This window comes from Pectobacterium punjabense, from assembly GCF_012427845.1.
Lineage (GTDB): Bacteria > Pseudomonadota > Gammaproteobacteria > Enterobacterales > Enterobacteriaceae > Pectobacterium > Pectobacterium punjabense.
This window is the reverse complement of record NZ_CP038498.1, coordinates 881899-904745: the sequence shown is the minus strand read 5'-3', so window position 1 is coordinate 904745 and position 22847 is coordinate 881899. Positions and strand designations below refer to the sequence as shown.

At 50.4% G+C, this 22847-nt stretch carries 19 protein-coding genes and 1 other RNA gene; 13 read left to right on the top strand and 7 right to left on the bottom strand.

The features are described 5' to 3' along the window. Window positions 1-48: 48 nt before the first annotated feature. Both ssrA and E2566_RS04015 read left to right on the top strand, forming a co-directional pair. Window positions 49-411: a transfer-messenger RNA gene (gene ssrA / locus E2566_RS04020) on the top strand. A 433-nt stretch (window positions 412-844) separates the two neighbouring features. Next, entirely contained in the window at window positions 845-1528 is a 684-nt protein-coding gene (locus E2566_RS04015) for a primase-like DNA-binding domain-containing protein (protein WP_420892583.1), read from the top strand. A 173-nt stretch (window positions 1529-1701) separates the two neighbouring features. Here the strand turns inward: E2566_RS04015 and E2566_RS04010 are convergent, their stop codons facing one another. The 3 genes from E2566_RS04010 to E2566_RS04000 form a co-directional block, all read right to left on the bottom strand. Further along, window positions 1702-2286, bottom strand: coding sequence for a putative adenosine monophosphate-protein transferase Fic (locus E2566_RS04010; RefSeq protein ID WP_107170360.1), 585 nt, complete (start codon window positions 2284-2286; stop codon window positions 1702-1704). Continuing rightward, window positions 2279-2770: a YhfG family protein gene (locus tag E2566_RS04005; RefSeq protein WP_107170361.1), complete on the bottom strand. Its 492-nt coding sequence runs from the start codon at window positions 2768-2770 to the stop codon at window positions 2279-2281. The genes E2566_RS04010 and E2566_RS04005 overlap by 8 nt, the downstream gene beginning before the upstream one ends. Window positions 2771-3275: 505 nt before the next feature. After that, complete coding sequence (locus E2566_RS04000; protein WP_107170387.1) at window positions 3276-3605, bottom strand: DUF1493 family protein; 330 nt, start codon at window positions 3603-3605, stop codon at window positions 3276-3278. Between the two features lie 74 nt (window positions 3606-3679). Between E2566_RS04000 and E2566_RS03995 the strand changes: the two genes are divergently transcribed. Together E2566_RS03995 and E2566_RS03990 are read left to right on the top strand one after the other, a co-directional pair. Continuing rightward, window positions 3680-4168 (top strand): hypothetical protein, encoded by a 489-nt coding sequence (locus tag E2566_RS03995; RefSeq protein WP_107170362.1) that lies wholly within the window; start codon window positions 3680-3682, stop codon window positions 4166-4168. 195 nt (window positions 4169-4363) lie between these two features. After that, a complete protein-coding gene (locus E2566_RS03990) occupies window positions 4364-4990 on the top strand; it encodes a LysE family translocator (protein ID WP_107170363.1) in 627 nt (208 codons plus the stop codon). A gap of 45 nt (window positions 4991-5035) precedes the next feature. Here E2566_RS03990 and E2566_RS03985 read toward each other — a convergent pair whose 3' ends face one another. Next, entirely contained in the window at window positions 5036-5518 is a 483-nt protein-coding gene (locus E2566_RS03985) for a GNAT family N-acetyltransferase (RefSeq protein WP_107170364.1), read from the bottom strand. A 92-nt stretch (window positions 5519-5610) separates the two neighbouring features. Between E2566_RS03985 and E2566_RS03980 the strand changes: the two genes are divergently transcribed. The 3 genes from E2566_RS03980 to E2566_RS03970 all read left to right on the top strand — a co-directional run bounded on the left by E2566_RS03980 (window position 5611) and on the right by E2566_RS03970 (window position 9958). Then, window positions 5611-6543: a LysR substrate-binding domain-containing protein gene (locus E2566_RS03980; protein ID WP_107170365.1), complete on the top strand. Its 933-nt coding sequence runs from the start codon at window positions 5611-5613 to the stop codon at window positions 6541-6543. Window positions 6544-6898: 355 nt separating this feature from the next. Continuing rightward, complete coding sequence (locus E2566_RS03975) at window positions 6899-8335, top strand: glycoside-pentoside-hexuronide (GPH):cation symporter (RefSeq protein ID WP_107170366.1); 1437 nt, start codon at window positions 6899-6901, stop codon at window positions 8333-8335. 54 nt (window positions 8336-8389) lie between these two features. Further along, complete coding sequence (locus E2566_RS03970; RefSeq protein WP_107170367.1) at window positions 8390-9958, top strand: glycoside hydrolase family 43 protein; 1569 nt, start codon at window positions 8390-8392, stop codon at window positions 9956-9958. A 77-nt stretch (window positions 9959-10035) separates the two neighbouring features. Here the strand turns inward: E2566_RS03970 and E2566_RS03965 are convergent, their stop codons facing one another. Further along, complete coding sequence (locus E2566_RS03965; protein WP_107170368.1) at window positions 10036-10461, bottom strand: hypothetical protein; 426 nt, start codon at window positions 10459-10461, stop codon at window positions 10036-10038. Between the two features lie 587 nt (window positions 10462-11048). On the opposite strand from E2566_RS03965, the gene nifJ reads away from it, so the two are divergent. The 4 genes from nifJ to E2566_RS03945 all read left to right on the top strand — a co-directional run bounded on the left by nifJ (window position 11049) and on the right by E2566_RS03945 (window position 17397). Beyond that, window positions 11049-14582 carry a pyruvate:ferredoxin (flavodoxin) oxidoreductase gene (nifJ, locus tag E2566_RS03960; RefSeq protein WP_107170370.1) on the top strand — a complete coding sequence of 1178 codons (3534 nt, stop codon included), beginning with the start codon at window positions 11049-11051 and terminating at the stop codon, window positions 14580-14582. 207 nt (window positions 14583-14789) lie between these two features. After that, window positions 14790-15326, top strand: a complete 537-nt coding sequence (gene cybB, locus E2566_RS03955; protein WP_107170371.1) for a cytochrome b561 — start codon at window positions 14790-14792, stop codon at window positions 15324-15326. 21 nt (window positions 15327-15347) lie between these two features. Continuing rightward, a complete protein-coding gene (locus E2566_RS03950; RefSeq protein WP_107170372.1) occupies window positions 15348-16145 on the top strand; it encodes a deaminated glutathione amidase in 798 nt (265 codons plus the stop codon). A 181-nt stretch (window positions 16146-16326) separates the two neighbouring features. Further along, entirely contained in the window at window positions 16327-17397 is a 1071-nt protein-coding gene (locus E2566_RS03945) for a L,D-transpeptidase family protein (protein ID WP_107170373.1), read from the top strand. A gap of 61 nt (window positions 17398-17458) precedes the next feature. Here E2566_RS03945 and E2566_RS03940 read toward each other — a convergent pair whose 3' ends face one another. Further along, entirely contained in the window at window positions 17459-18739 is a 1281-nt protein-coding gene (locus tag E2566_RS03940) for an O-acetylhomoserine aminocarboxypropyltransferase/cysteine synthase family protein (RefSeq protein ID WP_107170374.1), read from the bottom strand. 322 nt (window positions 18740-19061) lie between these two features. Here E2566_RS03940 and E2566_RS03935 point away from each other — a divergent pair, with 322 nt between their 5' ends. Continuing rightward, window positions 19062-20549, top strand: coding sequence for a mannitol dehydrogenase family protein (locus E2566_RS03935; protein WP_107170375.1), 1488 nt, complete (start codon window positions 19062-19064; stop codon window positions 20547-20549). Here E2566_RS03935 and E2566_RS03930 read toward each other — a convergent pair. Next, window positions 20542-20916, bottom strand: coding sequence for a hypothetical protein (locus tag E2566_RS03930; RefSeq protein WP_107170376.1), 375 nt, complete (start codon window positions 20914-20916; stop codon window positions 20542-20544). The two genes, E2566_RS03935 and E2566_RS03930, sit on opposite strands and share 8 nt — an antisense overlap. 384 nt (window positions 20917-21300) lie before the next feature. Here E2566_RS03930 and E2566_RS03925 point away from each other — a divergent pair, with 384 nt between their 5' ends. After that, a complete protein-coding gene (locus E2566_RS03925) occupies window positions 21301-22827 on the top strand; it encodes an MFS transporter (protein WP_107170377.1) in 1527 nt (508 codons plus the stop codon). The last annotated feature ends 20 nt before the right edge of the window (window positions 22828-22847 follow it).

The window sequence follows — 22847 nt, the reverse complement described above, 5'->3', positions numbered from 1 at the left end:
CACTGGCTTAACAACGGTAAGTTCTGGTATACTGGCAACAGTTTCTTGGGGGCTGATTCTGGATTCGACGGGATTTGCAAAGCCCAAGGTGCATGCCGAGGGGCGGTTGGCCTCGTAAAAAGCCGCAAAAAAATAGTCGCAAACGACGAAACCTACGCTTTAGCAGCTTAATAACCTGCTTTGAGCCCTCTCTCCCTAGCCTCCGCTCTTAGGACGGGGATCAAGAGAGGTCAAACCCAAAAGAGATCGTGTGGATGCCTTGCCTGGGGTTGAAGCACTAAATCTAATCAGGCTAGTTTGTTAGTGGCGTGTCTATTCGCAGCTGGCAAGCGAATGCAAAGATAGACTAAGCATGTAGTACCGACGGTAGAGTGGTTCCGGACGGGGGTTCAAATCCCCCCAGCTCCACCAATTTAGACATCGGGTATTACCAGATAAGTCCGATGAAGTACGAAAAGCCCGCATGGCACAAGCCCTGCGGGCTTTTTTGTGTCCGTCATTGTCCGACGATATTCGCCTGAATCCAGAGATTATTGGTATACGTTTAGGCCTAAAACACGGACGACCACACCATGCCAAGAATTGCGCTCCCTTTGACACATACCGAAGCCAGCAAAGCACGAACGCCTGATAAAGAGTTAAGCCTGGCATGATGGCGATGGCTTCTTTCTACTTATCAAACCGTCAGGGAAAAATTATGGCGGTTTCGCTATCTACGCCCTGATACCAAGAAACGCACGACACTCTCCTTTGCAGCTCTCCGGCCTTATCGCTGGCCGACGCAAGACAACTACGAGCTGAACATTTAGCCCTGCTTGCAAAAGGCATAGATCCACAGCAAAAAGTGGCTAAAGAAGAGGAAGAAGCGCAAATCGCGGTAGAAAGCATCTTCATCAATGTGGCACGTAATTGGTTCACATTGAAGCAGACCAAAGTCAGTGCGGATCACGCCAAAGACATTTGGCGATCGCTGGAAAAAGACGTGCTCCCAGCGATTGAGAATATCCCGATGCGCTTTAGCGACCGCAGCGGTGGCGTGCCCCGTCGCCGGATGATAATCCACTTCGGCGAAACCATCCCAGCCAGCGAACGCGACCCCAAGCTGAAAGAGAAAATCCGCGCAAAACTGGCGGTGCTTGTGCGCCACCTGATGAAACGCTTTGAAGAGCCGAACAACGCCCAGACGCGGTTACAGTCCGCTGAGGCGCTGGAAATAAAACGACAGGCTGACCCGTGGGTTGATTTTTGCGGCTACCTGCTGGCACACGGACTGTATATGGGCAACGCCAACATTACGCCGCGTAATCCACGTAAATACCTGTACCACGCCTATCTGCCCTCTATGGAGTCGCACGGCCACCAGAAGCCGATCAGCCTGACGGCCTTTGGTAAGGTGCTGCCGAATATGATGTCGGAATACGGGCAGACTTACCTCAAGAGCAGAACCAATCAGGGCATACAGACTAACCTTGAACTGAAAGACGAATCAGACGCCGACTGGCTGCCCAAGTGCGAGATAGCGAGGTAGACACCAGAAACGACAAAACCGGCTTCGGCCGGTTTTTTGACGTCCAAAAATTTCAAAGGGTGACGAGTGACTCATCACCTGTTCACCAACTCATCTCCGATTAATCCATTGATTAATAAAAAACCGTAGTGAAGAAAGTGAACAGCTTTGGGAGAAATCTTTTTATTGGGAATTCAGAGAATACTTTTCTCGAAGATATCGGCTAATGGTCGAGTATTGCCATGGTATCCCGCCACGTTAGCCGCTAACCATTCCTGAACGCCGATATTTTCGAAAGAGACACCATAGCCACAATTGATAATCATATGCTCGAACAATAAACGCTGAGAACGTCCATTGCCTTCCCGAAACGGGTGAATCACATTCAAATCTGAGTAATATTCTGCTAACTGGGTTATTAGCGCTGGACGTTCAAAGCCTTGTAAAAAATCATCATTGGATAGCTGCGTAAAAATTTTATTGGCTTCAATTTCAATACGGGATACGGTGCAAAAACGTGTTTGACCTTTAGAAATATCGATACGCCGTATTTCTCCTGCCCAATCGAATAAATCTCCGAATATTTTCCCATGCAGACCACACCAATAATGCAGATCGTAAGGCGGTTCTTCAAATTCAATATCGAGAACGGCCAGTTCGGATAGTTGACGCTCCGCATCGTCGAATTGACTGTCATCGTTAACGCCGAGCTTATTTATCAGAACATTGCTATCAGGATAGGTATAAGGATCTTGCCCTGAGCCGTATTTATCAGACATAACCACTCGCTTTATACATGGCAATCAGATTTTTTCTCAGCGCTTCCCTTTCCTGTTTGTCAGCGGGAAGTGGTGTATCTTCAATATTGAATCCCTCAAGGCGCATACTGTCCCGATAGTTTTTGAGTTTCACCTGATTGTAGTAATCACGCTTTTCTTCCAGCGTCACCATGCGCGAGGATCGCGTTTTGTTTGGCGACGCTTTTGTGGTGACTTTACGATGTTGTTTGAATATCAACAGATCGATATTTTTCAGTTTCTCGATCAACCTTTCTCCGTCACCAAACACGCCCCATGACGAGACAGACAAAGCTTGCCGTTTGCCATTTTTTACGCGTGTAATGCTGATATCCATCGTTGACTGAAGCGTGTTTAACACGTCCTGTACTTTTCTTTCAGAGATACCTGTCGCGGTGACGATAGATTGCGTATTAGGAGAATCCTCTTGAACCAGAGCCGCGAGTACCGCCATTTCATAACGCATGGGCTTTCACCTTTAATCCGCATATATATGCGATAAAGAGTACCATAATTGCAGCCTGGCAGTATCTTACCTGTATGGGTGATAAGTAACTCGTCACCTGTTCACTCACTGTTAACCACTTAACGTGCTAAAAATAAAGATAAAAAATGAAAGGTGAAGAGAGTGAACAGTTTTGTGAAAAATCTTTTTATTTTGGCATCTCGTTTATAACGCCCTATTGCTGCTTTTTGGGTTAATCGCTAAATTCCGTATCACGAGTGAAGGAGAAACGCGTTAGGGTCGATCTGGATGAGTTATAAATTGAAGCGTGAAGAATTGAGTAAAAATCGATCTCGTTTTTATCTCATATACTCATCGTCATTTTTCGTAGGCTCACGTTTAGGTGTACGCAAACAAGACCTACAGACTAACGTTGAGCTGAAAGACGAACCAGCGCCGACTGGCTGCCAAAATGTGAGCTGGCGTCAAACGAACACATCAATACGACATCCACGATGAGATACCTCTAATCGTATAGCCACTTCCCTGCTTTAGCGGATTCAATAATCATCTCGACAGTGAGCGGTTTTAACGCTTGCGGTAGTGGTTTTTTTTGCCAGATTGGATACTCGTATGCAAAATAATTTCTTCCCTCAAAATTTGAATAATCAATAGTAAAGTGTCCGAATACATCGAGAAGGAAATCGTGCGCATCTTCCGGCAGAAACTGATAATCATCCTGCAATGTCCAGTCTTTAGTGACGTGCCTAATACCGGATTTAAACCCATGTTCCCTAATAGGGTAATGTTCCATGAGATATTGAATAACCTCACTTTCAGTATTTTTCTCGCTCATACCCGTTTGAATGTATTGTAGGATGAAAATCGTTTGTCTTGAATTATACACAGGCACATTAACCAGGTAGAAAAATGCAGACTATACCCGTAACCGTATTTTCAATTAGCACCTTTATTGGCGATCTCGTTACTTACCCAAACAATGATGATATTGCGGTTCCCAACCCAATAATACAGGACGTTCTAAACCTGTTAGATATTGATGTAAATCTGTGCACACTGTGCGATCACTATTTTGATGATGTCGTCTGTGGTCAGGGTGACATTTGGGTATATCGTTCAGCTTCGCTTTCCGACACCTATTTCATTGTCGATTTCCATGTTGGGATGACAGAGCAATTAGATATCGCCCCCTTTTACATAAAAAGTGTCGATCCATTCGCTATTGGGAAAATCAGGCCACTGCTGCGACATTTCTTTGACCAACTGCAATATCAAGTCAGCTATGAAGAAAGTTGCGGGCTAACAAAAGTGGATACGATCATAGAGACCCCACCGGGGAGCACGTACTGTGTGATTAAAGAAAACGGTTATGAACAACAGGTAGTGTTTAAGAACTAATGCTTCCTCATGACCTAACAGTGAGTGATCCCTCCCCTTCTTAGCAACATTCTTTTGATAAGAAGGGGCGCGCCGCCAGCGCCCTTTTCTGTTACTATCGCGCGTTGGAAAATAGCGATATATATGTGAATATATCTCGAATCACATCGCCGCTCTCAATTACGCTTTCACAACGAACGACACGCAGGAGAAATCATGAGCCTTCACCTCTGGCTGGCTTATACAGGTATCATCATCGCCCTGATTGCCATTCCGGGCCCCTCAGCCCTCATCAGTATGTCGCACGGTTTACGCTACGGCGCTTCACGCGCAACGGCAACCGTGTGCGGTGGTGTCAGTGCGGCAATGATATTAATGTCCTGTTCAGCACTGGGGTTAGGTGCCATCCTCGCCGCGTCAACGACCGCATTTATCGTATTAAAAATTATTGGTGCGGTTTATCTCATCTGGTTAGGTATCGCATCATGGCGTTCCAAAGATATGACCACAGCGGAGCAAGATGTGCAGGAAACAGGGGCTCCAGGCTGGTTTCCGCTATACCGAAAGGGCTTTCTGGTTGGGATCAGTAATCCTAAAGATCTGCTGTTTTTCGCAGCACTGTTCCCAAATTTTATCGATACTAGCGCCCCACACGCCTTACAGCTCGTCATTCTGGCGGTAACCTGGGCTTTCTTCGATTTCAGCATCATGTTTATCTATGCCTGCACCGGCCGCCGTTTATCGGGTCTGTTTTCCAATCCACGCCGCATCAAGCTGTTCAACCGCTCAACGGGTGGGATTTTTATTCTGGCAGGCACCACACTGGCGGCATCGACGCGTTAAGAAACATGGCTCCTGCTGCCTTCAAGTCAACAGGAGCCACGGTCTTTACGATGCCGTAACGAAATCAGCAATGCCCTTCTCGTCCATCCGATAGCGAACCCACTCATCCTGCGGCTTCGCGCCGATGCTTTTATAGAAATCGATCGCGGGTTGGTTCCAGTCCAGCACACTCCATTCCAACCTTCCGCACTGCCTTTCCTGTGCAAGACGCGCAACCTGTTTCAGCAGCGCTTTGCCCGCTCCTGCATTGCGATACGCCTGCGCGATGTAGAGATCTTCCAGATAGATGCCATATTTCCCCAGCCAGGTTGAATAGCTCATGAAGAAAATCGCATAGCCGACGGGCTTGCCATCAATCTCACAGATCAGCGTTTCGGCCGTCGCCCCCTCGCCAAATAACGAGTTCTCAATATCCTCAAGCGAGGCTAATACTTCGTGACGCGCCTTCTCGTACACGGCCAGTTCAATGATTAAATCCAGGATCACGCTCGCATCTGATTTCTGCGCAGCGCGGATGACAATGTTCATAAAGCCTCTTTTTTCCAATGCTCACCATAACCAAGGCTTGTCATGCTACCGGATTAAAAATACTGTATGAACTGCATTTTCTACAGTGACTAATGAACATCATGCATCTGGATTTACGACGTATCGATTTAAATTTGTTAGTGGTGTTTAACAGTGTGTACCAGCATCAATCCGTCGCCACCGCGGCAAAAGAGCTGGCGATGAGTGCATCGGCAGTCAGCCACGCGCTGACGCGTTTACGCAATACGTTTTCCGATGAGTTATTTTTTCGGGTTGGCAACACCATGCACCCAACCGTATTAGCAGAAGATATCGCCGAGCCTATCGCAGAAAGCCTGGCCCTGCTGACGCAAGGTTTGACGCCGCGGCCACGCTTTAATCCCGCACGCAGCACGGAAAGCTTTACCTTTTCCATCACCGATTACACTGCATTTTCGGTGTTTCCTACCCTCATGGCACGAATGGAAAAGCTGGCTCCCCACATCAAATTCAATCTGGTTTATTCGCCGCAGAAAGTTGCGATTACAGATTTGCTGGCAGGAAAAATCGACTTTGCTTTAGGGTTCACCGATATGACGCAAGCGGAAAACCGAGAGATTGAAGAGATAGACTGGATTGAAGACAGCTATGTCATCATCAGTGCCGCTGATTATCCGTCAGGCGAAGTGCTTACGCTAGATGATTACCTTGCCGCACGGCATCTTGTCGTTACGCCGTGGAATGAATCACGCGGGGTGATTGACTACGCGCTGGATAAGCTCAATAGGAAACGTCATGTTGCGTTGAAAACGCCGTCCATGATGAGCGCACCGTTTATCATAGCCGATTCGGCGCTGATCATGGCATTACCATGCAATGTTGCGAAAATTTTTGCGCAACTTCTGCCGTTACGTATTCACGCTCTACCTTTCACTGTGCCGTCCTATCGCGTGAAAATTTACAGCCATCGCCGCAATAGCCGTTCAGAAGCTAGCCAGTGGATTAAAAACCTATTACACAGCTTGATTAATCCCTCTGCACAGTAGCGCTACGGGCTTTCGCTCTACATGACCAACCCCATATCTCCGCTCCTATAATTGCTCCAATAATGGGATTCAGAAGCCCCCACAGATAGCAATTTCCCTCCAAAATAGTTCTTCAAGGTGACTTGTCATACAGATCAATAAGAAAAAGACCACGTTAATTTATTGATATAAAATGGAAATAACTCCGCACATCTTCTGGTCACGCTACTTTTACTGTCATTTTTTTGTGACCTGTCTAACACATACCAAGAAACGTAACCTTCTTAATAAAATCCGCAATAGTTAATCTCAGCCAAGGAGATAACAATAGCCGCGAGCCTGGCAAGAAGTTCCTCATCCTCTTTTGGAGTTTCCAATGACCAACAATAATAAGCTGAGCGTTGCGGAGAAAATCGGCTTTGGCATGGGCGATGCCGCCTGTGGCATCGTCTATTCTTCCGTAACCATGTTCCTTACCTACTTTTATACGGATATCTATGGCATCTCCGCCGCCGCAGTAGGGGTAATGTTTTTAGTGACTCGCGTGCTGGACGCCATCGTTGACCCGCTGATTGGTCTGATTGCAGACCGCACTAAAACCCGCTGGGGGCACTTTCGCCCGTGGCTGGTCTGGTTTGCCGTCCCCTATGCTGTAATTGCCGTATTGGCCTATACCACACCAGAACTGAATGGCACGGGCAAACTGGTTTATGCCTACATTACCTATACGTTGCTAATGCTGTTCTACACCTTTATCAACATCCCTTACTGTTCACTCGGTGGTGTCATCACCAGCGATGAAAAGGACAGAATTTCCGCACAGTCGTACCGCTTTACCATTTCCTCAATGGCTGGGCTATTGGTGTCGGTCGGCACGCTGTGGTTGGTTGACTGGATTGGCGGCACCAACAAACAATTGGGTTATCAAGGCACGATGATGATCATGGGCAGCCTGGCTGTCGTGATGCTGTTTTTCTGCTTTTTCACCACAAAGGAGCGCATCAACCCTGCCGTAGATAAAAATCAGAACGTCTGGGACGATGTCAAAAACCTGCTGAGTAACGATCAGTGGCGCATCGTGGCCATTATTACGTTCTTTTCCAGCATGGCAGGCGTTATGCGTGGCGCGGCAACGCTGTATTACGCAACTTACCTGATGGTGGGGCCGGAACAAGGCAGCGCCGCCGGAACGGCCATGAAATCTGCGTTTATTACCACCAGCGTTGTCGGCACCATTATTGGTGCGATGATGGCGGGTTATTTTGGCAAGCGCTTCAGCAGCATAAGCCTGTTCAAAAATATCAACCTGCTGCTGGTGTTTGTTGGCATCATCCTGTTCATGGTGCCGCCGCAGTGGCTGGCTGTCGTCTTTCCGCTCTACTTTTTGATCGGCTTTTTCCACCAGATGTACCAACCGTTCAAATGGAACATGATGGCGAATGCCGCCGATTACGGCGAATGGAAAACGGGCCGCCGCATTACCGGTCTCTCCTTCTCAGGTAATCTGTTTGCACTGAAATTAGGCATGGCAATTGCCGGAGCCACCGTTGGTTTTTCACTCGGCTGGTTCGGCTATGTGGCGGGTTCACCTACGCAAACGCCGCTCGCCACCGCCGGGATTATTGGTCTGCTGAGCATCGGCCCCTCACTTTCCTATCTGGTGTTGTATTGGCTGGTACGTTTTTACAAGCTAGACGATAAGACAATGGAAACCATTCAGGCCGATCTGGCGAGACGTCACAATACGGCCGACCGCGCGGCGGAAAGCGAACTTCCTGTCGATCAGGGCCTGACGCCAAAAGGTGCAGCCTGATCGCGATATCTGCGGGTGGCACGCTGCCCGCCCTTTAACTATCAGGATGATGACATGAGTACAACACATTCTCCCTGGAACCCAGATTTGGGTAACGGTCGCTATAAAAATCCGATTTTATGCGCTGATTATTCCGATCCTGACATTGTGCGCGTCGGCGATGACTTTTATATGGTGTCGTCCAGCTTTAACCACATGCCCGCGCTACCGATCCTGCATTCTCAGGATTTGGTGAACTGGACGCTGATCAATCACGTATTCAGCCGGTTCGATCTGCCAGGATATGAACAATTTCAGCCGGGAAAAGGCGTATGGGCACCCAGTATTCGTTACCATGCTGGAAAATTTTGGGTATTTTTCAGCACGCCAGATGAAGGGATCTTTATGTCACAAACTGACGATCCCAGAGGCAGATGGAGCACACCACATTGTCTGAAACAGGTTAAAGGTTGGATCGATCCGTGTCCGTTCTGGGATGATGACGGCACAGCTTGGCTAATCCACGCTTTCGCCTTCAGCCGCAGCGGTAAGAAACACCTTCTGCAACTGTGCAGAATGGCAGAAGATGGTCGTTCCCTGCTTGATGAAGGAAAGATCGTCGTCGATGGTCGGGCAACGCAACCCACTATTGAAGGGCCGAAGCTGTATAAGCGCAACGGCTGGTATTACATTTTCGCACCGGCGGGTGGCGTACCCACCGGCTGGCAAACGGTGCTACGTGCACGTTCACTGAATGGGCCGTGGCAAAGCAGGATCGTACTGCATCAGGGCACCACATCGGTTAATGGTCCGCATCAGGGGGGTTGGGTCGAATTAGATAACGGTGAAAGCTGGTTTGTACATTTTCAGGATCGCCATGCCTATGGACGAGTCGTCCACCTACAGCCGATGCGCTGGCAGGACGACTGGCCGCTGATCGGTGAACAGCATAACGCACAAGGATTAGGCCAACCGGTTCTGGAAGCCGTCAAGCCTCGCGTAAGCTCCCCGGTTAGCACGCAGCAGCCCTCAACCTCCGATGATTTTTCTTCGACAACGCTGGGGCGACAGTGGCAATGGCAAGCAAACCCCGATGAACGCTGGTTAGCGCATACCCAACCGGGGCTTAAGCTATTCTGCCAAACTATGCCGATTCGTGGAGGTGAGCCTTCATGGTATGACGTACCGAATTTGCTGATGCAAAAATTTCCGGCTGAGGAATTCGAAGTGACGACGAGCCTGGCGCCAATGTTAGAGCAGGTGGGCGATCGCTGTGGCCTGATTATTTATGGCGAACGTTTCGCTTTCCTCGGCGTAGAGAAAAGCGCAGAAGGTCTTGAATTAGTGACCGGATTCGGCTGGATGAGTGATGCACAGCAGTTGGAACAACACCAGAAGACGTTAGCGGTGTTATCTGGGCAGTTGAACATCACTCTGCGCGTCACCGTGCGGCAAAACGCCATTTGCCAGTTTGCCTGGCTAGGCGATGACGGGAAATATTGTTTGCTTGACGATAGCTTCGCAGCAGGACCTGGCAAATGGGTGGGTGCTAAAGTGGGGTTGTATGCGCTGACAACGGCATCGGGAAATAGCACAAGTCACGCTTGGGTCAAAGAGGTGAAAATTACCGCTATCGATCACTAACCCAATAGCGGCTATAGAGAAGTCACGAGTTTGGCTGCTTGCGCTTCGGTGCAGCGCTGGTATCGCATTGTTTAGTATTAAATACCGAGAGCATCAGCAGCCTGCTCGCCTTCCGCCTTGGAAAAGTTTGCATAGGTCAGCGCATCAAGTAGCGCAGCCCGATCGATCGTCGGATAAATATCAGAGCGCTGCAAAAGCTGGCCGATTTCCTGAACCGTCAACTGAGGGTAGATGGCGTGTGATGCAACGGCGATGTCGCGGGCAGCGTAACCTAGTTTGCGTAAAATCACCGCAATCTGCTGGTGTGTTATCGCATCTTGATACACGGTATAAAGCACATCGGCAATGAGTGTTGACGTCAAAACTGAAATGCGGGACACATCACCCGCTCGTCCGCCCAATGCCTGAAGGATGTGCTCGACGGCCTGTTCTGGCGTTTTTCCCTGCGCCTGTTGTGAAGCCAGTACGGAAACCAATTTATTTTTTATTTCATCATTCGCCATCATTCGGTTCCTTCATACATTCATTACAGATGTTATTTTTAATACCAGCACGCTACCTGTCATGGCGGCAATGAGCAAACAAAATCATGCATCAGTACTCTTGAATAGGTACAAAAAGACACCAACCTGCTTTGAGGCGTATAATAACGCCCATCTTTCGGAAACGCGGCTCTTCCTCATCACGAAAGCAACGTACAGAAAGATCGCTTGAAGTATGACGGAGTATCTCCTAAATAATTCGAGTTGCAGGTAGGCGGCGACGCAGCGAGTCCCCAGGAGCTTACACCAGTAAGTGACTGGGGTGAGCGACAAATCAGCGTCTAGCTGATTTGAACGCCGCTTGCGGCGGCCCTTTAGGGCGAGGCCATAAGTTGGCCGAGTAACAAAGCCAACGCACATGCAGCTTGAAGTATGACGGAGATAAAACACATATTGATACAACTCCGCATACATCGCTCCCCCCTCTTTTTTCCTGAAATGCGATAATCCTCCGATAAAAATCGTATTTTCGTTTATGCCCTGCCATTTTCATCGCCCGAAAAGACCATGTAAAATAAAGGGCTTCGTGAGCAAGAAGGCTATAAGTCATGATCACCACCGACGGTAATAACGCAGTCGCCTCTGTGGCGTGGCGAAGCAATGAAGTCATCGCCATCTACCCCATCACTCCCAGTTCCAGCATGGCTGAACACGCGGCTGCCTGGTCGAGCGACGGTGGGCTGAACATATGGGGAGACACGCCACACGTTGTTGAAATGCAATCGGAAGGCGGCGCGATCGCTACCGTCCACGGCGCATTGCAGACAGGTACACTCGCCACCACGTTTACCTCATCGCAGGGTTTGCTGCTGATGATCCCCACGCTATATAAGCTGGCTGGTGAGTTAACACCGTTCGTATTGCACGTCGCTGCCCGTACAGTTGCTACGCATGCACTTTCCATCTTTTGCGATCATTCGGACGTCATGGCGGTACGTCAGACAGGCTGTGCCATGCTGTGCGCCAGCAATGTGCAGGAAGCGCAGGACTTCGCGTTGATTTCACAGATTGCCAGTTTGAACAGCCGCCTACCGTTTATCCATTTCTTCGACGGTTTCCGTACCTCACACGAAATCAATAAAATTGAGCCGCTGAGTGATGAGGTTATCCACCAACTTCTACCACAGCAGGCTATTGATGCACACCGTGAGCGAGCACTCACACCAGAACGTCCGGTGATTCGTGGTACGGCATCTAACCCAGATACTTTCTTCCAGGCGCGTGAAGCCACCAATCAGTGGTATGACGCCGCTTATGAGCACATCGAACAGGCGATGAATGATTTCGCCGCTGCCACAGGACGCCAGTACCAGCCGTTTGAATACTATGGCCACCCAGAAGCGACAAGAGTCGTCATTCTAATGGGTTCTGGCGTCGGCACCTGCGAAGAAGTGGTTGATACCCTGTTGACGCACGGCGAGAAAGTTGGCGTAGTGAAAATTCGCCTGTACCGTCCGTTCTCCGCCAAACATCTGCTGGCCGTCATTCCACAGACGGCAAAGAGTATTGCGGTACTGGATCGAACTAAAGAGCCGGGTGCACTGGCAGAACCCCTGTATCTCGATGTGATGACCACGCTGGCAGAGGCGTTCTCCGCAGGTGAGCGTTCACTTATGCCACGTGTGATTGGCGGTCGTTACGGACTGTCTTCCAAAGAATTTACCCCGCAGTGCATACAGGCCATCTTTAATGAGTTAGCGCTTGCTAACCCACGCCCCCGTTTCACCGTCGGGATTTATGACGATGTCACCAATCTGTCTCTGCCGCTGCCGGAACAGCACTTTCCAAGCAGCGCCTCACTCGAAGCCTTGTTCTACGGTTTGGGTAGTGACGGCACCGTTTCTGCGACCAAGAACGCCATCAAAATCGTCGGTGAAACCACGCCGATGTTTGTACAGGGCTACTTTGTCTATGACTCGAAGAAAGCCGGTAGTCTGACGGTTTCCCACATGCGTGTTGGTCCGCATCCGATAAACTCAGCTTATCTGATCGATCAGGCTGATTTTGTCGCCTGCCATCAGTGGCAGTTTATCGACAAGTACAGCATGGTCGAACGACTAAAGCCCGGCGGCGTTTTCCTGATTAACTCGCCGTATAGCAGCGATGACCTGTGGCACCGATTGCCACAGGAAGTGCAAGCTGGGCTTAATCAGCGTAATGCTCGTGTGTACAGTATCAACGCGGCCAAAATTGCCCGAGAGTGCCATCTGGGCGCACGTATTAACACCGTGATGCAGATGGCGTTCTTTCACTTGTCGCAGATTCTGCCAGCAGATGTAGCGGTAGAAAAACTCCGTACCGCCATCGCCAAGAGCTACGGCAGTAAAGGTCAAGAGTTGGTTGAGCGTAACTGGCAGGCGCTGAGCGCCACGCTGGAAGCACTAGCGGAAGTCCCACGAGAAGCCGTCAATCCAGACAGCCCGCAACGCCCACCGGTGGTTTCTGACGCCGCACCCGATTTCGTCAAGACCGTCACAGCGGCCATGCTGGCTGGGCTGGGTGATACGCTGCCCGTTTCTGCGCTGCCACCCGATGGCACCTGGCCGACTGGCACCACCAAGTGGGAAAAACGCAATATCGCGGAAGAAATTCCGCTGTGGCAACCGCAGCTCTGTACGCAGTGTAACCACTGTGTCGCCGCCTGCCCACATTCGGCCATCCGCGCTAAAGTTGTCCAGCCCGATGCAATGGAGAATGCGCCTGCTTCGCTGCAATCATTGGATGTAAAAGCACGCGACATGCGCGGCCAGAAATACGTGTTGCAGGTCGCTCCAGAAGACTGCACTGGCTGTAATTTATGTGTTGAAGTCTGTCCGGCCAAAGACCGTCAGAACCCAGAAATCAAAGCCATCAATATGGAATCCCGTCTGGATAATCTGGCGGCGGAAAAAGAGAACTTCGATTTCTTCCTGCAACTGCCGGAAATCGACAAATCCACGTTGGAACGTATTGATATCCGTACTTCTCAGCTGATTTCACCGCTGTTCGAGTATTCCGGTGCCTGTTCCGGCTGTGGCGAAACGCCGTACATCAAGCTGTTAACCCAGCTCTATGGCGATCGTCTGCTGGTAGCGAATGCGACGGGCTGCTCGTCTATTTATGGCGGTAACCTGCCTACTACGCCGTGGACCACCGATGCCAACGGTCGCGGCCCAGCCTGGGCTAACTCGCTGTTCGAGGATAACGCCGAATTCGGTCTGGGCTTCCGTCTGAGCGTCGATCAACACCGTCAGCGCGCCGTACGCTTGCTCAATAAACTGGCACCACAGCTGCCGCAAGATCTGGTCAGTGCCTTGCAGGAAGCGTCCATCGCGCCTGATTTGCGCCGTCAGCAGATTGAGCAACTACGTGAATTGCTAAAAGCCGTCAATGATACCGACGCCAAGGTGCTGGCGAACGAAGCCGACCACTTTGTCGATAAATCCATCTGGCTCATCGGTGGTGACGGCTGGGCGTATGACATCGGCTATGGCGGATTGGATCACGTTATGAGCCTGAGCGAAAACGTCAACGTACTGGTGCTGGATACGCAGTGTTACTCCAATACTGGCGGCCAGCAGTCCAAAGCGACACCGCTAGGCGCCGTGACTAAATTTGGTGAGAAAGGGAAACGCAAAGCGCGTAAAGATCTGGGCATCAACGTCATGATGTACGGCCACGTGTATGTTGCACAGATCTCGCTGGGTGCACAGCTGAATCAAACGGTGAAAGCGATTCAGGAAGCGGAAGCCTGGCCGGGTCCGTCACTCATTATCGCCTACAGCCCGTGTGAAGAACACGGTTACGATCTGGCATTCAGCCACGATCAGATGCGTCAGTTGACGGCAACCGGCTTCTGGCCACTCTATCGCTTCGATCCACGTCGTGCCGAAGAAGGGAAAGCGGCGTTGGTGACGGATTCTCGTCCGCCATCAAGCAGCCTGAGTGAAACGCTGCTGAAAGAGCAACGCTTCCGCCGCCTGAATAGCATGATACCGGAAGAAACCGCACAGCTCTATGAAGAAGCAGAGCTGGATCTGCGCCGCCGCTTTGACTTCCTGACCATGATGGCAGGCAAGGCAGAGAAAAGCCCACAGGAATAACTTTTCCCCCCAAACCGGCTTCGGCCGGTTTTTTTATATCCATATTTTCCTATCCAAACGGGAGGAAGAACTAAGCATCCGCCGCTGATAACCCAGTTTGTCAGGCTGGGTAAAGAAGGGCTGACAAGAGGCGCGTTACCTTATACTTTATGGGATTATTCGCTCGTTACGGTGTTAAATCGATCTCAACGTTGCAGAGGATGAAACATGAAAGGAAAGTTCGCACCATCGCAGATTGCACTGCACTGGCTGGTTTTTATATTGCTCGTTGTTACCTATGCCACAATAGAATTACGCGGATTTGCTGAACGGGGTTCACTGCTGCGCACCGTGATGATCGTGACGCATTTTAGCTGTGGCGTAGCCATACTGGTTCTTATGCTGGCTCGTCTGTTCTTACGCCATCGACACACTTCACCCGCGATTACACCACCACCGTCCCGTTTGCAGAGTGCGCTGGGTTCACTCACCCACGCTATCATTTATCTACTGTTTATCACGCTGCCGATACTGGGCGTAGCCTCGCGTTACTACAACGGCCGGGACTGGATGCTTTTTGGTATCGGTATGCCAACATCAAGCACGCCGAATTTCGAACTGGCCGAAACGCTGATTGGCTGGCATGAAACGCTGGCACCGCTAGGATACTGGCTCATTGCACTGCATACCGCAGCCGCCCTGTTCCACCACTATATTATGAAAGACAACACGCTGCTGCGCATGATGCCAGCCAAGCGTGATTAATCAGGCAACGAAGGAGCAAGAATGAAAGTCGCGCTGGGACAATTCGCCGTTGACCGTGAGTGGCAACAAAACGCCACGACCATTGCTGAATTTATGTCAGCAGCACAGCAAAACAGTGCCGATCTGCTGGTGCTGCCTGAAGGTGTGCTGGCTCGCGATATCACTAACCCGAATATGGTGCTCACCGCCGCTCAACCGCTCGATGGCCCGTTTGTGTCGCATCTGCTGGAGGCCAGCAAAGGCAGTGACATGACAACCATGCTGTGCGTGCATATCCCAAATGGCGAAGGAAAAGTCTGGAACACGCTGCTGGCGCTGCGTAACGGTGAGATTATTGCTCAATATCGAAAGCTGCATCTGTACGATGCATTTTCCGTACAAGAGTCGGAAAACGTTCTGGCAGGCGAAGCCATCCCGCCGTTATTAACCATCGCTGGGTTAAACGTCGGGCTGATGACCTGCTATGACATTCGCTTCCCTGAGCTTGCACGTCGCCTGGTACTGGACGGCGCAGATGTACTTGTTCTCCCTTCTGCCTGGATTAAGGGGCCGCTAAAAGAAGCGCATTGGGAGCTACTGGTACGTGCAAGAGCACTGGAAAACACGACCTATCTCGTCGCCGTTGGCGAATGCGGCGTCAAAAATATCGGCAACAGTATGGTCGTCGATCCTTTAGGCGTTGTCGTGGTTCAGGCACCGGAAACACCCGCGCTCGTCTATGCCGATATTCAGTCAGAACGGCTGGCGCACGCCCGTCAGGTTCTTCCGGTACTCGCTAATCGACGCTTTCAAAAACCCATGCTGGAAGGGGAAAACTGAGTCAGCGATAGACTGGATAAGCCAGCTATCTCATTGGCGCATCAAAAAGTGTGATTAGTTGCACATGTTGTTTCCCTAGAAGACCATTCTGCACATATAATGCGCATCCGGTCTTTATCGACCCAAGCAGCCCGGCCTCCCTATTCGGAGGCGCATTTATCACTCAAATAAAGAAATGAAAATGAGTATTCGCGCGATCTTTACTTTAGTTTTTGCAGCTGCCGCATTCAGCCAGGCCGCTTTTGCCGTTGTTTATCCCCTGCCCGCGGCTAATAGCCGACTGGTAGGCGAGAATATCGAAATCACCATACCGGAAGATAGCACGCAGCCGTTGGAGCATTTTGCCGCACAGTTCCAAATGGGACTAAGCAACATGATGGAAGCCAACCCAGATGCGGACGTCTACCTGCCCGTTCCCGGCAGTAAAATGGTGATCCCTCATCAGTTAATTCTGCCAGATGCACCGCGTGAAGGCATTGTCATCAACAGCGCAGAAATGCGTCTGTATTACTACCCGAAAGGCTCCAAGACCGTGGTCGTACTGCCTATCGGTATTGGCGAATTGGGTAAAGATACGCCGATTAACTGGACAACCTCCGTTCAGCGCAAGAAAGCAGGTCCAACCTGGACGCCAACCGCCAAAATGCACGCAGAATATGCGGCACGCGGTGAAACGCTGCAAAAAGTATTCCCAGCAGGCCCAGATAACCCAATGGGACTGTATGCACTGTACATCGGTAACCTGTACGCCATCCACGGCACCAACGCCAATTTCGGTATTGGCTTACGCGTAAGCCACGGCTGTGTGCGTCTGCGTGCTGATGATATTAAATATCTATTCAACACTGTTCCGGTCGGTACACGTGTTCAGTTCATCAATGAACCAGTGAAAGCCACCGTTGAGCCAGATGGTTCACGTTATGTCGAAGTTCACAATCCGCTGTCCCGTACGGTAGAAGAATTCCATTCTGATTCTCCAGCACCGATCAGCATGACGCCAAAAGTGAGCAAAGTTCTGGCTGATGCCAGCGTGAACACCAGTGAAGTGGATCAGGCAATTCAGAGACGTTCTGGTATGCCGACCAAAATCAATGGTCTGATCGAACAAGCCACGCCTGCCATTCCGGTTGAATCTGTTGCTGCGCCAATCACTCCAGAAGCACAGCCGCAAGATAGCCTTAATGCGGACCAAAATACCGCGCCAGTTGAGTCACAAGCGACGACGGCAGAGGCCAACGCCAGCCGTTCGTAATCGTCATAACGCGTTGGAAACCGACTCAGGTTTCCAACGCGTTTCTCAAACGCCAGACGGTTTAATTTTTCTGCGAGGCTTCCAGCGCCTGCGCCACATCAGCGATGATGTCGTCAATGTGCTCGATACCCACTGAAATTCTAACCAAATCTTCACTCACTCCCGCTTTCGCCAGCTCTTCCGCATTCAGTTGCCGATGTGTCGTACTTGCAGGATGACACGCAAGCGATTTGGCATCACCAATATTAACCAGTCGTAAGATCATCTTCAGTGCATCAATAAAATGACCACCCGACGCTTTCCCGCCTTTAATACCAAAGCTGATAATCCCAGATGCCTTACCTGAGGTAATTTTGTCGCAGTTCGCTTTGTATGGGCTATCCGGCAACGCGCCATAGTTCACCCACGTCACCAGCGGATGCTGATTCAGATAGCCAGCCAGCGCCTCCGCATTGCTGCAATGGCGTTCGATGCGCAGGCTGAGGGTTTCCAATCCCTGCAACAACAGAAACGTGCTGTGAGGAGAAAGCGCCGCCCCCGTGTTGCGCAAAGGCACCACGCGGCAACGCCCAATATAGGCTGCCGGACCGAAAGCATCGGTGTACACCACTCCGTGGTAAGAAGGATCGGGTTCATTTAATAACGGGAAACGCGCTTTATTCGCGACCCAGTCAAACTTGCCAGAATCGATAATCGCACCGCCGATCGTGGTGCCATGACCGCCAATATATTTGGTCAGCGAGTGGACAACGATATCTGCACCGTGCTCAAAAGGCCGGCACAGCACAGGAGTCGCCACTGTGTTATCGACAATCACCGGGACGCCGTGGCGGTGCGCAATCTCCGCAATTTTGGCAATGTCTACAATATTTCCCGCAGGATTCCCGATAGATTCGCAAAAAACAGCGCGAGTGCGCTCATCAATCAGCGATTCTAACGTTGTAAAGTCATCGAAAGAGGCCATCCGTACTTCAACCCCCTGACGCGGCAATGTGTGAGCAAACAGGTTATAGGTGCCGCCATACAGCTGGCTGGTGCTGACGATATTGTCACCAACCTGCGTGAGAGCCTGAAGCGAATAGGTAATTGCCGCCATGCCGGATGAAAGCACCAGCGCACCAATTCCCCCTTCGATCGCCGCCAAGCGCTGCTCCAGCACCGCGTTCGTCGGGTTCATGATGCGGCTATAGATATTGCCTGCCACCTTTAGATCAAACAGATCGGCACCGTGCTGCGTGTCGTCAAAGGTGTAAGAGGTCGTTTGATAAATCGGCACAGCAGCGGACTTCGTTGTCGCTTCAGACTCATAACCATGATGGAGCGCAAGGGATTCAAGTTTCATCTTACAGACCTTGTTGTTGATCGTTGGAGTGAGGAAAATATTGAGACAAAATAGCAGACTACAATCGGGAAAAGCACTTGATGATGTAGAAGAAATGGAGATAAGTTAGTAAAAACAAGACTAAATTTCAGCGTTACATTATTACGCTGGAGCCCCCTCACAAAACCGCACGCTGCCGCTGAACAGAATCTAAAAAAGTACTCAAATTTGCGCAGAGAAAAAAACGTGCGCGCCGTAACCTATCTGCGCGTAGCGTATTGCACCGCCGGCAAATCACAGCTACTTTTAACCTCATGGATCTCCCCACCCAAAAGCGCAATAAATGACTGATAAAATAAAAAATATCGCCACCTGCGAACTACCCGGTACCGTTCAATTCCCCCACTACGATCGCCAGGCGCTGAAGCCGCGTATCGTCCATATCGGTTTTGGCGCTTTTCATCGCGCTCATCAGGCGCTGCTCACCGATCGCGTACTGAATAGGGTGGGAGGTGACTGGGGGATTTGTGAAGTTGTGCTATTCAGCGACGACACCATGATCAACGCACTTCGTCAGCAGGATCATCTGTTTACCGTGCTGGAAAAAGCCGCAACGGGCAATCAACCCATTGTCGTCGGTGCCGTATGCGAATCGTTACATGCCAAAATAGAAGGCATTGACGCCATTATTGAGAAACTCGCGGCGCCAGAAACGGCCATCGTTTCCCTGACGATTACCGAAAAAGGCTATTGCATGGACGGTGCGAGCGGCAAGCTGGATCGTACCAATAAACTGATTCAGCAGGATCTTGCCGATCCACGCCATCCCGCCTCCGTACCGGGGTTACTGGCGGAAGCGTTGCGCTTGCGCCACGAACGTGGGATTGCACCGTTCACCGTACTCTCCTGTGATAACGTGCCAGAGAATGGCAAAACGGCCAAAGCCGCCGTGCTGGAATCCGCGGGGATCAACGATCAAAACCTGATCGATTGGATCAACGCTAATGTTTCCTTCCCCAACACAATGGTGGATCGCATTGTCCCTGCTGCGACGCCTGAAGCGTTGCAGGAAATTGCCGATCACCTTGGCGTCGCCGATCCCTGCGCGATAGCCTGTGAGCCCTTTATTCAATGGGTAATTGAAGATCGCTTCACTGCCGGACGTCCAGAGTGGGAAAAGGCGGGCGTACAACTGGTGCATGATGTCCTGCCGTTTGAGGAAATGAAGCTGCGCATGTTGAACGGCAGCCACTCATTTTTAGCCTATCTTGGCTATCTCGCCGGGTATGATCACGTCAGCGATTGTATGAATGATGAGAACTATCGCCGAGCCGTGTCCCACCTGATGTTGCTAGAGCAGGCACCGACGCTCAGCGTGGTAGATATCGATCTGAAAGACTACGCCGTTCAACTACTTACCCGCTTTTCCAATCCGGCACTCAAGCATCGAACCTGGCAGATCGCGATGGACGGTTCACAGAAGCTGCCTCAACGTATGTTGGAATCCTTGCGTTGGCATGTGCGCAATGGCGGAGACTATCGCGCTCTAGCCCTGGGGATCGCAGGCTGGATGCGCTATGTCAGCGGAAAAGATGATGCAGGTAACCCAATCGAAATTCGCGATCCGCTAGCTGACAAGCTCGGACACATCGTTGCGGAAACCTCAGATAGTGCCGAGCGGGTCAGTGCGTTTCTCAATATTCGCTCTATTTTCGGCGAGGATCTGCCAGCAAACCACGATGTATTTAACGCCATCGCACAGGCTTATTTGAAGCTGCGCGATCACGGTGCCCAAAACACCGTGGCTGCACTGGTACAAGACATTAAATAACAATAAACCCAAGCAGGCCAAGGTACAACGCACTCTGGACACCCAACGCCAGAGTGCGGCTTTTACCTTTTGTTTCATCCAGCCACGGCAGCGCTGACCAGCTCATTCCCCCACCGATCACCGCAATCACCAACATCGCTGCGGCAACCAACCAGACAAGCTTATCCAGCAGCGAATTGGGGAACAGTATTTGCAACGCAGAAACCACAAGAAACAACGTGACGCAGCGTAATACCCCGACCACAATACCTGCGCGATCTCTCAACCCACGCGGCGCGGACGCCGGTAACCAAGCCTGAAAAGCAAACAACCCAACCACAGCAATAAAAATCACATAAATAATGGCATAGACCAGCAAATGACTCACGTTACGGCTCCTGATGAGGGAATACGATAAAGCACACTGCTCGGGATGATGACGACATTTCCTCTATGAGGTCAATGCGTTATTGCACACCACGCTATCGATTTGTGGGGCAGCGCTCACTATTGCCTCGTCACCCCGCTTGCATGCCGATCACTTCACTGTAATAAATCTACACATTTTGTAAATTAAGAACATAAAAAGAAAATCAAAAAACAATAAAAAGCAAATTAAAATATCTAATTTCATGATCAACCTGACAGATCGCCATTAAAAGCACTCAAAAGCGTGATCGTCAGTTTACTTTCTTTTCAATAGAGCAAATTATAAAGAAATGATAGTTCAATCGAACTGAAATATTGTTTCATATTTGTAATTAGGCTGATCATGAATAAACCAATCTCTTTTAAACACACCTTCTGCTACGGCAGCGCAAACCTGCTTGGCAGTGGCGCGCTCGCTATCAGCGGCGCATGGCTGATGTACTTTTACACCACATTTTGTGGGTTAACATTGGTTCAGGCTGCTGCTATTTTTTCTGTCGCCAGCATCATTGATGCTATCAGTAACCCTATCATGGGATACATCAGCGATAACTTCTACAACACCCGTATTGGTCGCCTGTTTGGCCGCCGACGCTTCTTTATTTTGCTAGGTGCACCGCTGGTACTGGTTTACCCCATGCTGTGGGTTGAGGGTTTTGGCTTCTGGTACTATCTGGCGACATACGTGCTGTTCGAGCTGATTTATACCTCGATCATGGTGCCGTATGAAACGCTGGCTACCGAGATGACTTCCGACTTTAAACTGCGCTCTAAGCTGACAGGTTCTAAAGCCATTTTCGGTAAAATCGCCAACTTCCTGGCAGCGTTCATTCCAGGGCAGTTTATTGCCATCTACGGTAAAGATTCTGCAACGCCATTCTTCTACACCGGACTGGTCTATGGTGCCATCATGTGTGCGGCAATGATCGCGCTGTATATGACATCCTGGGAGCGTCCGGTAAACGAAATCGTACGTGAAAGCACGTCCAGCCTGTGGCAAGCCATGAAAAAGCTGAGCGTGGATATGGTCTCTACCTTCCGCCTGCGTATTTTCCGCAAGCATCTGGGGATGTACCTGTTTGGCTTCGGCGCGGAATGGCTTTTCGCTTCCGCGTTTACCTACTTCATCGTCTTTGGTCTGAAACAAAACACGGCGCTGGTGTCACACCTCAACAGTTTCAGCTCCGTCATGCAGCTTATTTCTACCGCAGCCTTCATCGGTATTTGCGTGAAAATGGGCTTCGCACGACCGTTCCGTCTGGCACTGATGGTGGTGATTGTCAGCGTATTGGCCTATGCCGCGCTCTATTTCACAAACTGGTCAGAAGACATGACCATCTTCGTTCTGTTTGCGATTACCGCTGTATTTGGTCTGAGCACTGGTGGTATCTACTACATTCCCTGGACGGTTTATACCTTCCTGGCCGATGTGGATGAAGTCCTGACTGGACGTCGCCGTGAAGGCATTTACGCAGGTGCAATGACGTTTGCTGGCAAAATGGTGCGTTCCGTCATTGTCTTCGCGATGGGTTGGACGCTGAGCCAATTTGGGTTTGTCTCCGGGCAGTCAGTACAGCCGGAATCTGCCGTACAGGCGATTGTTGGCGTGTTCTCACTGGGCGTTATCGCTCTTGCGCTGGTTGCGATTTACTACACGACGCAGATGAAACTGGATCGTAAGAACCACGCCATTCTGCTGGAAGAAATTGCACGTATCAAAGCGGGTGGCGCCATTGCCGATGTACCCGCTCATGCTCGTGCAGTCGCAGAAGAGCTGACAGGTTGGGAATATGAGAAGTGCTGGGGCAACAACCCGTTAGGTGTTCAGTCAGAAGAGACGAAACCTCAGGTTGCAACGGCGCAACATTAATCGAAGCCAATCATTTATAC